Raw genomic sequence first — 14,343 nt, forward strand, 5'->3', positions numbered from 1 at the left:
ACAATTATTAATTATAAACTAAAAAATTTTTTAAATAAATAATTTTAAAATTAATATTAAAAAAACAAATAAATATTATAACTAATTTTTTACTTATAATAAATATGGATTATTAAGATAAAAAACTTAATAATCCATATTGTCATAGTATTTTTATTTATTACTTCAAACTACCATAATATTATAAAAACTTTAAACCATAATTTTATTTAACAATTATACTATAATCTTCTTTATCTATTACTTTTCCAACAACCCAAGCTTTTATATTTTTTTCTTTAAATTCTTTTAATATTTTATTTCCTTCATCTTCACTACAAGAAAATAAAAGTCCACCTGAAGTTTGTGGATCAAATAATATGTCCTCAAGCCAATTTGGAATATTCTCTAATTTATATTTATCTTTAATGTAATATTTATTTTCATATGCACCTTTAGGAATAAGTCCATAATTTGCATACTCCTTAGCTTCTTTTATGTATGGTATACTTTCTTTATAAAATTCAAATGTTTTATTTGAACCTTCAGCCATTTCATATCCATGACCTATAAGTCCAAAACCAGTTATATCAGTACAAGCAGATATATTATAATTTTTTATGATTTCACCAGCATACTTATTAAGAAGTGCCATCCACTTTATAGCTTCATCTAATGCTTCTTTTGATGCCATTTCTCCCTTTGCAGCTGTATTTACAATTCCTACCCCTAATGGTTTTGTAAGTATTAAAATATCTCCTTCTTCTGATCCACAATTTTTTAATATTTTCCTTGGATGTACAACACCTGAAACAGAAAGTCCATATTTTGGTTCATCATCTTGAACAGAGTGACCTCCAATTACAACTGCACCTGCTTCTAATACTTTATCTGCTCCACCTCTAAGTATCTCTCCAAGTATTTTTTTATCTAAACAATTTGGAAAACATACTATATTTAAAGCTACCTTAGGTTCTCCACCCATTGCATATACATCACTTAAAGAATTTGCAGCTGCTATTTGACCAAAGGTATAGGGATCATCTACAACTGGTGTAAAAAAGTCTAAAGTTTGTATAAGTGCTATATCATCACTTAGTTTATATACTGCACCATCATCTGAAGTATCAATTCCTACTAATAAATTTTCATCTACCATATTAGGTATACTTTTTAAAATATTTGAAAGAGCACCCGGCTCTATTTTAGCTGCTCAACCAGCAGTTTTTGCGTAACTTGTTAACTTAATCACGTCTATCATCCCTTCTCCCCTAGGATTATTATCTATTTGTTCTACATAATTATTGTAACACATGAGAATAATTTATACACAGATGGAATCTTTTATTTTTAAAAATGTACCTTCTCCAATTCCACTTACATTTTTAATATCTTCAATTGATTTAAAATCTCCATTTTCTTCCCTATAAGTTATTATTGCTTTTGCTTTTGAAGGTCCAATTCCATTTATTTTATTAAGTTCACTTTCATCTGCTGTATTTATATTTATCTTTCCTTCTTTTTTTGAATTAATATCACTTGATTTGTGATTTGAAATTGATAAAGTTTCTTTACTTTCTTTTTCTAGCTTCTTAATATTCTCTTTATTAGGAATTATGACACACATATTGTTTTTTAATTTTTCTGCTCTATTTACATAATCTAAAGCTGCTTTTTTTGTTAATCCACCAGCCTCATTTATTAAATCTTCTATAATACTTCCCTCTTCTAAATAATATACTCCTTCTTTTTTAACTTCTCCTTTTATATCAACAACAATCTTATTATCTTTTAAATTAATAATTTCTTCTTTATCATTATCTTGCAAATTAATTTTTTCATTTTTATTATTATTTTCTTCACTATTATCATTATAATGGGAATTGTCTTTATTTTCTTCTACAAATATATTTTCCTTATTATTTTTATCCAAGTTTTCTTTACCATTAAATAGGTAGGTTCCAAAAACTATTCCTCCAAAAATTAATCCTATTAAAATCAATCCAATACTTTTTTTCTTTATATCCATTTCTTTCTCCTAATATAGTTTTTTCTAAATTATTAACAGTATTCTTTAAAATTATCCTTATGTTGTGGAAAATTAAAGAATTTTTTGATAAAATAAAAAAGGTAATTTACTAAAAAAGGAGAACTTATGAGAAGATTTTTAAATACTATTATAAAATATTTATTATTTATCCCTATCTTCTATAGTTTAATTTTAAGTACTGCACAAGCTACAGAAAAACCACCTAAAATAAATGCAGAATCTTCAATATTAATGGATGCAAATACAGGTCAAGTACTTTATTCTAAAGAAGAAAACGCTAAACATTTTCCAGCTTCAACTACAAAGATTCTTACAGCATTAGTTGTATTAGATAATTCAAATTTAAAAGATATTGTAACTATAGGACATAATCCACCTTTAGCAGATGGTAGTTCTATTGGATTAAAAGAAGGGGAAAAATTTACTGTTGAAACACTTCTTACAGGACTTTTACTTGAATCTGGTAATGATTGTGCTGAAGCCTTAGCAGAACATGTTGGTGGATCTATTAATAATTTTGTAAAAATGATGAATGAAAAGGCAAAAGCGTTAGGATGTAATGATTCAAACTTTGAAAACCCAAGTGGGCTACCAAATGATAAACATGTAACAACAGCTCATGATTTGGCTTTAATAATGAAAGCTGCATTAAAAAATCCTGAGTATGTTAGAATATCAAGAATTATATGTACTCAATTACCAGCTAGCAATTTAAATGGAGAAAAAAGATGGGTAAACAATCACAACCATTTACTTGATAAAAACTCAAAATACTATTATAAATATACTCTTGCTGGAAAGAGTGGTTATACAAATGTTGCAAAACATACATTTGTTATTTCAGGAGAAAAAAATGGTGAAAAATTAATAGCTGTATTTTTGAAAGCTAATAATAAAATTAAAAATTATGAAGACATGGCTAAATTATTAGACTATGGATTCAACAATTTTAAAGAAGTAAAACTTTACTCAAAAGGTTACAAAGTTGATGACTTAAAAATAACAAATGATTTAAATATTCCAATAGTGCTAGGTAATAATGTACTATTTACTACTGAAAAGTCAAAAGATACACACATAGATAAATCATTAAAATATAATTTACCTAAAGATATAAAAAGAAGGGAATTAAAAAAAGGTGATGTAATATGTGAAGCTGATGTTATAGTAAATGGTAAAAAAGTATCCACTGTAAACTTATTAAGTGGAGGAAATCATGCCTATAATTTTAAAATTGGTGTTTATGAATTTATATCTAATAATTTAATTGCAGTAATTATAGCTTCAATAATTATACTTATAACTATAATATCTACGATTATATTTATCATAAAAAAAAGAAAGAAAAAGAAATTCCAAAAAAAGTGGAAACACGTTATAAATAGAAAAAAATAAAAGGTATAGATTATTTTAAAATAATCTATACCTTAATTTTTATTTAATTTTTTCAATTAAGTTTTTTAAATCCTCTGGAAGATCTGCTCTTAGACTAAGCATTTCTCCACTTCTTGGAGATTTAAAATCTAATCCATAAGCATGAAGTGCTTGTCTCTCTATTAATTCCTTTTCTTCATCTCCATTTCCATAAAGGAAATCTCCATATATAGGATGACCTAAATAGGATAAGTGAACTCTTATTTGATGAGTTCTTCCAGTTTCTAATAGACATTCAACTACATCTCCATTACTAAAACTTTCTAACACTTTATAATGAGTTATACTTTTTTGTCCTCTTTCATCAACTACTCTTTTTATACTATTAAATCCATCCTCTTTTTCTGGTCTATATATAGGAACATTTATAGTTCCTTCTTTTTCTTTAAGGTTTCCATGAACAATAGCAATATATCTTTTTTTCATATTGTTATTTTTCATTTCTTTTGATAATGCCATATGAGCATATTGATTTTTTCCTATTACAATTAGCCCTGAAGTATTCATATCAAGCCTACTTACAAGTCTAACTATACAATTTTGACCTGTTTCCTTAAAGTAATTTAAAACTCCATTAGCTAATGTTCCTGATTGATAACTTTTTGTTGGATGAACAACCATAAATGGTTTTTTATTTACTACTAATATATCTTCATCTTCATATACAATATCTAAATCCATTTTTTCAGGAGTTATATCTTGACTTTCTTCTCTATTTAAGTCAATTTTTACTTTGTCGTAAGATTTAAGTTTAAAATTCATTTTAACAGCTTCATCATTTACAAATATTCTTTTTTCAACTGAAGCTCTTCTTATAAGTCTTGAAGATAATTCAAGTTCTTCTTTTAAATATTCTCTAATTTTAACTCCATCATATTCTAATGGAACAATCTTTTCTAAGATGCTCATATTTTTTCTAAATCCTCCTAAGCTTCAAAATGTTTAATAACTTTTAGCATCATTTCCTAATATAACTACTACATCATAGCCAGCATCTGAATACTTAGAACTAATACTTTCATAATCTTTTATTGATTTAAATTTGTTTTTAAGAGTATTTTTTATATTTTCATTATCAACCATAATAACACTTTTTTCTCTAAGATCTGTATTTCCAGTGTCAACATTATTATATCCTAATTGTTTAAGCTGTATTTGATAAGTAGCTGCTAATCCACTTATTTTTGTTGCATTTAAAACTTTTATTTTTACATTTTCAGGATTTAAATTGCTACTTACTGAATTTCCAGAATGAAGTTTTTGAATTAGCCCTGCATTTTCATCTCTATCAAATACAAAGTATGATTGTCCCGCAATCATTTTTGCAGTTCCTTTAACTGTTGTCATTGATATATTACTTGGTTTTAATGTTACAGCCTTTAAGGCATATTTAAACATAGTTTTACCAGTCATATTAGTTTGAACATTTTGTTCTATAGTTTTTAATATTGCAGGTATTTTAAAAATAATTGATGGACTTGTGCATTTTTTCACTACTTGCTCTAAGAATAAGTGTTGGTTCTTAATTCTATCTATATCTCCATTTGGAAGACCTGTACCATCATTATTTTTTCTCCATCTAAAAAATTCTTCTGCTTTCTTTCCATCTAAATGAACTGTAGTTCCTTTATCAAATTTAATACGAAGATGTTGAGATTTATCAGTATAATCCATATTATGAGTTATCTTCATATCAACTCCACCTATTGAATCAATAAAATCTCTAAAGCCTTTATAATTTACCTTAGCTAAATAATTTATATTAATAGATAAAAGTTTCTCAACTTCCTGAATTACTCTTGCATCTCCTCCAATAGGATAAGCTGCATTTATCTTCCACCTATGTCCATTTATATTTATTAAAGTGTCTCTTGGTATTGAAACTATATTGACTTTTTTTGTCTTAGGATTAAAATTTAATACCATCATAGTATCTGTTCTTTTTAATGCTTCATTATTTGGATTATTTATATCTCCAACGTCCATTCCAAGAAGAAGTATGTTTACAGTTTGATCCATAGGAACTGTAACTGGAGCTATCATGTTATCTGTACTTATATTAGATAAAAGCTTACCTATTCTCATTCCAGCAATAACAATAATAGCTATTAAAGCAATTGCAATTATTCCAAATATTTTCTTAAAAGATATTCTCTTTTTCTTTTTTTTCTTTCTAACAGCCCCATTTAAACTTCTAGGTCTTTTATTTGTTGCATTTAAAGATGGATCTCTTCTACCATCATTAAAATTCCCTTGTGATCTTCTTTCTTGCCTATCATCAACTCTTCTTCTTACATCATCAACAGGAATACTCGAAGATCTTCTTCTTCCATCTCTTCTTAGCTCTTCATTTCTTTTTGCAATACGCCTCTTTCTTCTTATGGCCTCTTCTCTTTCGCTTAGTCTTCTCTTTGATCTTCTATCATCAGCCAAACTTGTTACACCCCATCTCATGTATAAAATGTATGTTAATTATATTTTTTATTCATTATTAAATAATTTCTTGCTTTAACAGTATTTAGGTCAATAAGAGCCCCTCTAGTTAATAAATATTTTATTGTATGATTCATTCCCATAAGAACTCCTTCATCTAAATCCTCTAAAACTTTTTCTCTAATTTCATCCACTCCATCATATACTCTTGATGGTTCAATCATATCAGCAATATAAATAATTTTATCTAATTTGCTCATATTTTCTTTTCCTGTAGTATGCCATCTCATAGCAGATAACACTTCTTCATCATATATATCAAACTTTTCTTTAGCAACTATTTCTGATACTATTCCATGCCAAAGCTCTGGTGTTTTTTTCTCACTTAATGTTAATTCTATATTGTTATTTTTAATAATATTTGTTAATTCTTCTAAAGTTAAATTTTTTGCTACATCATGACATAAGGCAGCAAGTTCTGCTTTATCTTCATCTACTCCATTTAATTTTGCTAACTTTTTAGCTGTAGATACAACGCCTAATGTATGAATATATCTTTTAGGTTGTAGATTTTCTTTTAAATAATCATATATATACGTAATTTTCATTCTATTTACCTTCATTATAAAGATTTTCTCTATTTATTACATCTAATACTTTATTAGGTAAGAAAAAATCAACTCTATTCCCTTCTTTAATTCTCTTTCTAATTTCTGTTGAGGATATCTCTAAATCTAACACATTTAAAAATATAATCTCCCCATTATATTTTCTTTCAAGTCTATCTTTTTCACTTTTTAAATCTTCTTCTCTAAAACCTGGTCTTGTAAAAACCACTAACTTGCAAAATTCAAAAATTTCACTTACATTTTTCCATTTTTCTAAATCAATAAGACAATCTGCTCCTGTTATAAAGTATAATATTACATCATCTTTTTTAAAATGTTTTAATGTCTTATAAGTATAACTTAAACCACTTTTCTCTATTTCATAATCTGAAACCTCAAATTCCTTAAATCCTTCAATAGCCTTTAAAACCATCTCATATCTTAAAGAAGCCCCCGTAATAGGTTTTTCCTTCTTATGTGGGGGGCTTCCATTTGGTACAAAAATCACTTTATCTAAGCCTAATCTCTTCCTTGCCTCATAAGCTATATAAAGATGTGCATTGTGGATAGGATCAAAGGTTCCTCCAATAATCCCATACTTTTTCATACTACTTCTTCTGATTCTTAAATTTTCTTGGTAATTCTATTTTTGGTTTCTTTGAAGATCTTTTGTATAATACTATTTTACTTCCTATTGCTTGAACCCCTTCACATTTTAATTCTTTACATATAAAATCTGAAGCTTCTCTTGCTTCTAATCCACTATTTTCTAAAACTTTTATCTTTATAAGCTCTCTTGCTTCTAATGCATCTCTTACTTGATTTAAAAAGCTCTCCTCTATTCCATTTTTACCAATCTGAAATATTGGTTGAATATCATTAGCTAAGCCTCTTAAGTAAGCTCTTTGTTTTCCAATTAGCATTATTGTTCCTCCTATAATAAGTATTCAAATTCAAAATCATTAAGATTTACCATATCACCATCTTTAATTCCCATTTCTCTTAATTCATTAAGTACACCTTTATTACCTAATACTTTATGGAAATATCTTAAGGAGTCTGCATCATTTACATTAACTGCATCTAAAAGTCTATCTACGAAACTACCTTCAACAAAGTAAGTATCAAACTCTTCTCCTCTTTCAATTCTAATTTCATAAGTAAATCTCTTTTCTTCTGGAATATATCTTTCTTCATCTGAAATTTCAAGTCCTGTTATAGGAATTTCCTTAAGCATTTTAGCACATTCCTTAATTACATCATCTACACCTTCTCTAGTTGCAGCTGACATCTTATATACTTTATCAAAGCCTAATTCATTAACTTTCTTCTTAAAGTTTTCAAATACGCCTTCTTCAAATACTAAATCAGTTTTATTTGCTACTACTATTTGAGGTCTATCCCAAAGTTTAACTGAATATTTCTTAAGTTCTTCATTTATCTTTATGAAGTCTTCAACTGGATCTCTTCCTTCAAGTCCTGATATATCAACAACATGAACTAAAAGTCTAGTTCTTTCAATATGTCTTAAAAATTCAAGTCCAAGACCTATACCTTCACTAGCTCCCTCAATTATTCCTGGAATATCTGCCATAACAAAAGGCTCCACTCCATCTACTGCAACAACTCCTAAATTTGGTTTAAGTGTTGTAAAGTGATAGTTAGCTATCTTTGGCTTTGCTTTAGTTGTCATTGATAGAAATGTTGACTTACCTACATTTGGGAAGCCTAAAAGTCCAACATCTGCAAGTAATTTTAATTCTAAAATTATTGTCATTTCTTCTCCAGGCATTCCTGGTTCTGAAAAATCTGGCGCTTGTCTTGTAGGTGTACAGAATTTGCAATTACCCTTTCCACCTTTACCACCTTTTAAAAGAACATATTCATCATCTTTTTCTGAAAGATCACAAATAATTTTATTACTTTCAGCTTCTCTTATTATTGTTCCCATTGGTACTCTAATATAAAGGTCTTCACCATCTCTACCATAACATTTTGATCCAGCACCATTTTCTCCTGATGATGCCACAAATTTTCTTTTATATTTAAAATCCATTAATGTAGTAATTCCTGTATCTACTTTGAAGATGATGCTTCCGCCTCTACCACCATCTCCACCATCTGGTCCTCCAAGTGGAACATACTTTTCTCTTCTAAAAGAAATTGCTCCATCTCCACCTTTACCAGACTTTACAAATACTTTGGCCTTATCTATAAACATATAATCACCTTTCCTTTTGTAAAATCTACACATTCATATTATTCCTAATATAAAAATATTAAATCCATATATTAAAAAAATATTTTCTTCATTATAACATAATACTAATATATATAACGAAAAAAAACATTACAAAATACTATTATTTAAGGAAATATTTAATTTTTTACATTTAAAAAGCACCCAAATTCATGGGTGCTTTATATAAATAACTACTATTCAGCTATTTCTTCAACGTTTACTGGGTAAACAGAAGCTTTCTTCTTGTCTCTTCCCATTCTTTCGAACTTAACTACTCCATCAATCTTAGCAAATAGAGTATCATCCTTACCCTTTCCAACATTGTTTCCTGGGTGGATCTTAGTTCCTCTTTGTCTTACTATGATGTTTCCAGCAAGTACGAATTCTCCGTCAGCTGATTTAACACCTAGTCTCTTTGACTCAGAATCTCTACCATTCTTTGTACTACCCATTCCTTTTTTGTGGGCAAATAATTGAAGGTTCATTATCATCATGTCACTACACCTCCTCTTTTAATAATCTTATATATTCTCTACGTTTATTATTTCCAAACATGTCATCTAAGCTTAAAATTACACTCTCTAGACTTTTTTCAAAAGTTTTAAGTAAAACCTGTGATTTTTCTAATTCTTCTTCAGAAAAGTCAGATAAGTCTAGTTTTAAATATCCGTCTGCTACCTCGTATGTACAGTTAAGTTTTAAAACTTCATCTATACCTATAAGAACACTTTGTGATAAGACTGAAACTGAGTTACAAACCATATCAAAAGCTTCTCCTACCAATAAAACATCATTATTAAAATCTCTGTCTTCTGGCATTGCGTGGTTGTCAATAACGAACGCTATAATGTTATCATTTTTATAAAAAATCTTTGCATTAATCATAATACTATGCTTCGATCTTTTCGATAACTAACTTAGTGTAAGGTTGTCTGTGACCATTTTTTCTTCTATAGTCCTTCTTACGTTTGTACTTAAATACTGTTACCTTCTTAGCTTTTCCTTGTGCTAAAACCTTAGCTACAACCTTAGCTCCTTCAACCATTGGCTTACCAACTGTTAAAGTTTCTCCATTAGAAACAGCTAATACTTCTGTTAATTCAACTTGTGAATCAACTTCTGCGTTAAGTTTTTCAACGAATAATACGTCTCCTTCTTGAACTCTGTATTGTTTTCCTCCAGTTAATACTACTGCGTACATTAAAAACACCTCCTCATAACGGTCTCGCCACTACGGGTACAAAGAAAAAACTTTGTTTAATAAAAAACCCTATCGTGAGCGGTTTACTAAATAATATTAACACATACTATATTTTTTGTAAAGAAATTAATTAATATTTTTCAATTGATTTAACTTTATAATCTAATAAATTTTCTTTTTGATTTTTAAATATTAAAGGCTCTATTTTATATCCATCTATTCCATCAGAAAACTTTAAGAAAATCTCTTTATCTAAACCATCAATATTTTTAAGAAAATTAAATATATCTCCTTGAACTTTCTCTTTATAAATACTATCAAGTTCTATAAAAAAACTTTTAATTGTATTATCTTCAAAAGATTTTAATATATCATTTCTTATTAAATCTTCAATATAAGATAATTTAAGAATATTTCCACTTCCTTTACATAAAGGGCAACTTTCCTCTATAGAATCATAAATGCTCTTTCCTCTACGTCTTCTTGTAATTTGAACTAAATCAAGCTCTGTAAAAGGATATATTCTGCTATTTCCTTTATCATTTTTAAGGGCTTCTTTTAATTCTTTCATTATAGTAAATCTTTGATTTTGATCCCTCATATCAATAAAATCTATCAATATTATGCCACTTAGATTTCTAAGCATTATTTGCTTTCCAATTTCTTTTGTTGCTTCTAAATTTGTTTGAAATATTGTTTTGTCAAAACTTCTACCTTTTATATTTTTTCCACTATTTACATCTATAACATACATAGCTTCAGTTTTTTCAATTACAATATCTCCACCACAATTTAATTTAATTTTATTATGTCTAAGCTTTAATATTTCTTTTTCAATATTATAATAATCAAACAATGTACGAATTCCTTCATATAATACTATTTCAACATTGCCTTCGCCATCTAAAAAACTTCTAACATAAGCTTCATCTTCTTTATTATCAACATATATTTTAAGATTTCCTTTTGTAATATTATCTCTTAAAACTTTATTTAATGAAATATCTTCCCCATAAACCTTTGAAAGTTCTGTACTGAATTTAAGTTTTCTATTCATTTCATCTAGAATCTTTTTAAGCTTATCTCTTTCTGCCTTAAGCATATCAATTGAAACATTAGCTCCATCAGTTCTAACAATTATATTTATTCCTTCAACTTCATTAAGTTCTGCCAAAATAAGTTTCTTTTTTACTTCATCAGTTATTCTTTTAGAAAATGAAATTCCTGTTTCTCCATAATTAAACACAAGATATTTTCCTGGAATATTAAATTTATTAGTAAGCTTTGCTCCTTTTTCATTTAAAGGCTCTTTTAAAACTTCAACTAAAAATTCATCACCTTTTTTAATTCCTATTTTTTTAAGTTCATCACTATAATACATATAGCCTTCTTTTTCTAATCCAATATCTAAAAACAATGAATTTATTGCTGGTACTATATTTTTAACTCTTCCTTTATATATCTCTCCACAAACTGGTTCATTTCCTGCTTCTTCTATGAAACATTCTTCTAATTCATTATTGTCTCTAACTGCAATTCTTAAGGATTTTTCTCTTCTTTCAATAAAAATTTCTCTCATAGTTCCACTTCCTATACACATTCGTAAAGAGGTACTAAAGTTTCCCCTTTCATGAAATACATCTCTTCTCTTTTTATTTGAACGAAAGATTCTTCATTACAGTTAGTTGTATTATCTTTTATAAGTTTAACAAAAAGATCTGGTGATAAATGTTCCCTACTTCCTGAACTTATTAAAATATTTAATATAACTTCATTATTTTCTACACAGTAATTAACTTCATGAACTAAAGGTTTTATATCAACTTCTCTTTCACCCTTTTTAGTTCTTTTAATCATTACCCATTCTTTTTTTGCTAAAAGATTTTTAATCTCTTCTTCAAATTTTGATGTATCATTATATTCCATCTTTATTGTGTATCTTGCAGCGTCAATTAAAGCCATACCTTGAGGTAATTTTTTTTCATTAGGCTTTGGTGGTTCTACACCTACTGCCTTTAAAAATTTTATTCCACTTACAGTACTTTTATTTAATCTATCTATTATTTCATCTTCATTAACTTTATCTTTAAAAACTACATCCATATATTCTCCACTTGAGAATACTCCAACAGATAATGGTTGGGCTATTGATAGAGACATATGTGGATTAAATCCCTTTGAGTAATCTACTGGAAGTTCTGATCTTCTAATAACCCTTTGTATTGTTCTCATTAAATCTAAATGAGCAACAAATTTTATTTCTGGCTCTTTAGTAAACTTTATTAGATATCGCACCTTCAAAACACTTCCCTTCCTTAAAATTAACGTTTATTCCACATCCTGTACATCCTTTTCTACAGTTTTGAGTAAGTTCAACTTTTTTTGCCTTTTCATTTTCTCTAACTAAATATGATCTATTAACTCCAATGTCAATGAAATCCCAAGGAAGTATTTCATCATAGCTTCTTTCTCTATAAGCATAAAAATCTCCATCTACATTACACTCTTTTAAAGCTTCCATCCAAGCATCAAATTTAAAGTATTCTGACCAACCATCAAATTTACATCCTTTTTCAAAAGCTTTAATTAATACATCACAAAGTTTTCTATCTCCCCTTGCAAAAACAGCTTCCATATATGAAGTCTTTTGTTCATGATAATTGTACACTATACTTCTTGATTTAATAGAGCCTTTAACAGCCTTAATCTTTTCATTTACAACTTCCATCCTCTCCATAGGAGCCCATTGGAATGGTGTAAATGGTTTTGGTACAAGTATTGAAGTACTTACTGTAATTCTAAGTCCTTTTTTTCTAACATCCTTTGGTATTTCATAATATTCATTTACCATTTTTTCTGCAAGTTCTCCAATTGCAGCACAATCTTCTAACTTTTCATAAGGAAGTCCTATTATAAAGTAAAGCTTAATAGTGCTCCATCCATTTAAAAACGCACTCTTTGTAGCTTCAAGTATTCTCTCTTCAGTTAACCCTTTATTTATTACATCTCTCATTCTTTGAGAACCAGCCTCTGGTGCAAAAGTTAATCCTGTTTTTCTTACCTTTTGAATTTCCTTTATTAAGTCAACTGAAAAAGCATCAACTCTTATTGATGGAAGAGCAATACCTACTTTATTGCCTTCATGTTCTTCCATTAATCCATGTATAAGACCTTGAATATCTGAATGGTCACATATACTTAATGATGCTAATGATATTTCTTGATATCCTGTTGATTTAACTAATTCTCTAGCTTGCTTAATTAATGTTTCTCTAGTTTTTTCTCTAACTGGTCTATAAATCATTCCAGCTTGACAGAATCTACAGCCGTTAGTACATCCTCTTGCAGTTTCTAAAACTATTCTATCATGAACAACTTCTGTATAAGGTACTATCATATCTTCAATTGGAAATTCTACCTTATCAAAGTCTGTTACTATTCTCTTTTTAACAACTTTAGGCACATCATCATATTTTGGAGTAAATTCCTTTATTGTTCCATCTTCATTATAAGTTACATCATATAATGAAGGTACATATATACCTCTTATTTTGGAAATCTCTCTTAAGAATTCTTTTTTCTTACCCTTACCTTTATACTTAGCATATACATCTAAAACATCATTCATCATTTCTTCACCTTCACCAAGTTCAAAGAAATCAACAATGTCATATAAAGGTTCTGGATTATATGCACAAGGACCTCCAGCCATAACTATTGGCTCCTCTTCTCCTCTTTCTGATGCTCTAATTGTTATATTTGCCATATCAAGCATATTAAGTATGTTTGTATAACTCATTTCATATTGAAGAGTAAAACCTAAAATATCAAATTTATTTAATGAATCTTTAGTTTCTAAAGCATATAATTCTACATTGTTCTTTCTCATTTCTGCTTCCATATCTGGCCATGGTGCAAAAACTCTCTCACAATATGTGTCTTCTCTATTATTTATAGTATGATAAAGTATTCTTGTTCCTAAATGAGACATTCCTACTTCGTAAACATCTGGAAAACAAAAAGCAAATCTAATATCTACTTCTTTTGGATCTTTAATTACTTGGTTTAATTCTCCACCAATATATCTTGCTGGTTTTTCAACCTTACATAAGATGTTATCTGAAATTTTATTCATTAAATTACATCCTCCTAAAAATTACTATGTATATAGTTAAATTAAGTTATTCTCCATATACATCCCTATATTCTAGCATAAATTAAAATTTTGTTCTACTAAAAAACTAGTGTCTGTATCTTTGTTTAATTATAAGTTTATTTTTGTTTTGATATTTACAGTTTTCAATTGAATTTTAATTTATTCAAGTCGTGTATTTATATCATCACCTTTATAAATAAATTATCATATCTTTGCTATTTAATAATAAAAAAAATATGA

15 protein-coding genes are annotated in these 14,343 nt (G+C 27.9%); 1 reads left to right on the forward strand and 14 read right to left on the reverse strand.

Annotated elements, in window-relative coordinates:
* Positions 1 to 205 precede the first annotated feature (205 nt).
* Positions 206 to 1,240 carry a selenide, water dikinase SelD gene (selD, locus tag J2Z53_RS10080; RefSeq protein ID WP_209797370.1) on the reverse strand — a complete coding sequence of 345 codons (1,035 nt, stop codon included), beginning with the start codon at positions 1,238 to 1,240 and terminating at the stop codon, positions 206 to 208.
* 63 nt (positions 1,241 to 1,303) lie between these two features.
* Positions 1,304 to 2,008 (reverse strand): helix-hairpin-helix domain-containing protein, encoded by a 705-nt coding sequence (locus tag J2Z53_RS10085; protein ID WP_209797371.1) that lies wholly within the window; start codon positions 2,006 to 2,008, stop codon positions 1,304 to 1,306.
* A 126-nt stretch (positions 2,009 to 2,134) separates the two neighbouring features.
* On the opposite strand from J2Z53_RS10085, the gene J2Z53_RS10090 reads away from it, so the two are divergent.
* Positions 2,135 to 3,424: a D-alanyl-D-alanine carboxypeptidase family protein gene (locus J2Z53_RS10090; protein WP_209797372.1), complete on the forward strand. Its 1,290-nt coding sequence runs from the start codon at positions 2,135 to 2,137 to the stop codon at positions 3,422 to 3,424.
* A 39-nt stretch (positions 3,425 to 3,463) separates the two neighbouring features.
* Here the strand turns inward: J2Z53_RS10090 and J2Z53_RS10095 are convergent, their stop codons facing one another.
* The 12 genes from J2Z53_RS10095 to J2Z53_RS10150 all read right to left on the reverse strand — a co-directional run bounded on the left by J2Z53_RS10095 (position 3,464) and on the right by J2Z53_RS10150 (position 14,082).
* A complete protein-coding gene (locus J2Z53_RS10095; protein ID WP_209797373.1) occupies positions 3,464 to 4,372 on the reverse strand; it encodes an RluA family pseudouridine synthase in 909 nt (302 codons plus the stop codon).
* Between the two features lie 33 nt (positions 4,373 to 4,405).
* Positions 4,406 to 5,896: an LCP family protein gene (locus tag J2Z53_RS10100; RefSeq protein ID WP_209797374.1), complete on the reverse strand. Its 1,491-nt coding sequence runs from the start codon at positions 5,894 to 5,896 to the stop codon at positions 4,406 to 4,408.
* Positions 5,897 to 5,931: 35 nt separating this feature from the next.
* The gene (yqeK, locus tag J2Z53_RS10105; protein ID WP_234925836.1) at positions 5,932 to 6,519 is read right to left on the reverse strand and encodes a bis(5'-nucleosyl)-tetraphosphatase (symmetrical) YqeK; all 588 of its coding nucleotides are present in this window, start codon (positions 6,517 to 6,519) and stop codon (positions 5,932 to 5,934) included.
* Positions 6,506 to 7,111 carry a nicotinate-nucleotide adenylyltransferase gene (gene nadD / locus J2Z53_RS10110; RefSeq protein ID WP_209797375.1) on the reverse strand — a complete coding sequence of 202 codons (606 nt, stop codon included), beginning with the start codon at positions 7,109 to 7,111 and terminating at the stop codon, positions 6,506 to 6,508. Before nadD ends, yqeK begins: the two co-directional genes overlap by 14 nt.
* Position 7,112: 1 nt before the next feature.
* Positions 7,113 to 7,427, reverse strand: a complete 315-nt coding sequence (gene yhbY / locus J2Z53_RS10115) for a ribosome assembly RNA-binding protein YhbY (protein ID WP_209797376.1) — start codon at positions 7,425 to 7,427, stop codon at positions 7,113 to 7,115.
* 11 nt (positions 7,428 to 7,438) lie between these two features.
* The gene (gene obgE / locus J2Z53_RS10120; RefSeq protein WP_209797377.1) at positions 7,439 to 8,725 is read right to left on the reverse strand and encodes a GTPase ObgE; all 1,287 of its coding nucleotides are present in this window, start codon (positions 8,723 to 8,725) and stop codon (positions 7,439 to 7,441) included.
* Positions 8,726 to 8,940: 215 nt separating this feature from the next.
* Positions 8,941 to 9,240, reverse strand: coding sequence for a 50S ribosomal protein L27 (rpmA, locus tag J2Z53_RS10125; RefSeq protein ID WP_209797378.1), 300 nt, complete (start codon positions 9,238 to 9,240; stop codon positions 8,941 to 8,943).
* A 4-nt stretch (positions 9,241 to 9,244) separates the two neighbouring features.
* Positions 9,245 to 9,631 carry a ribosomal-processing cysteine protease Prp gene (locus J2Z53_RS10130; protein ID WP_209797379.1) on the reverse strand — a complete coding sequence of 129 codons (387 nt, stop codon included), beginning with the start codon at positions 9,629 to 9,631 and terminating at the stop codon, positions 9,245 to 9,247.
* 4 nt (positions 9,632 to 9,635) lie between these two features.
* Entirely contained in the window at positions 9,636 to 9,947 is a 312-nt protein-coding gene (rplU, locus tag J2Z53_RS10135; RefSeq protein WP_209797380.1) for a 50S ribosomal protein L21, read from the reverse strand.
* 130 nt (positions 9,948 to 10,077) lie between these two features.
* Positions 10,078 to 11,526, reverse strand: a complete 1,449-nt coding sequence (locus J2Z53_RS10140; protein ID WP_209797381.1) for a ribonuclease E/G — start codon at positions 11,524 to 11,526, stop codon at positions 10,078 to 10,080.
* A gap of 11 nt (positions 11,527 to 11,537) precedes the next feature.
* A complete protein-coding gene (locus J2Z53_RS10145; RefSeq protein WP_209797472.1) occupies positions 11,538 to 12,242 on the reverse strand; it encodes a TIGR03936 family radical SAM-associated protein in 705 nt (234 codons plus the stop codon).
* On the reverse strand, positions 12,217 to 14,082 hold the full coding sequence (locus J2Z53_RS10150) for a TIGR03960 family B12-binding radical SAM protein (RefSeq protein ID WP_209797382.1): 1,866 nt from the start codon (positions 14,080 to 14,082) through the stop codon (positions 12,217 to 12,219). Before J2Z53_RS10150 ends, J2Z53_RS10145 begins: the two co-directional genes overlap by 26 nt.
* Between the last annotated feature and the right edge of the window lie 261 nt (positions 14,083 to 14,343).

Origin of the sequence: Clostridium moniliforme, assembly GCF_017873235.1 — a bacterium.
Taxonomy (GTDB): domain Bacteria; phylum Bacillota; class Clostridia; order Clostridiales; family Clostridiaceae; genus Clostridium; species Clostridium moniliforme.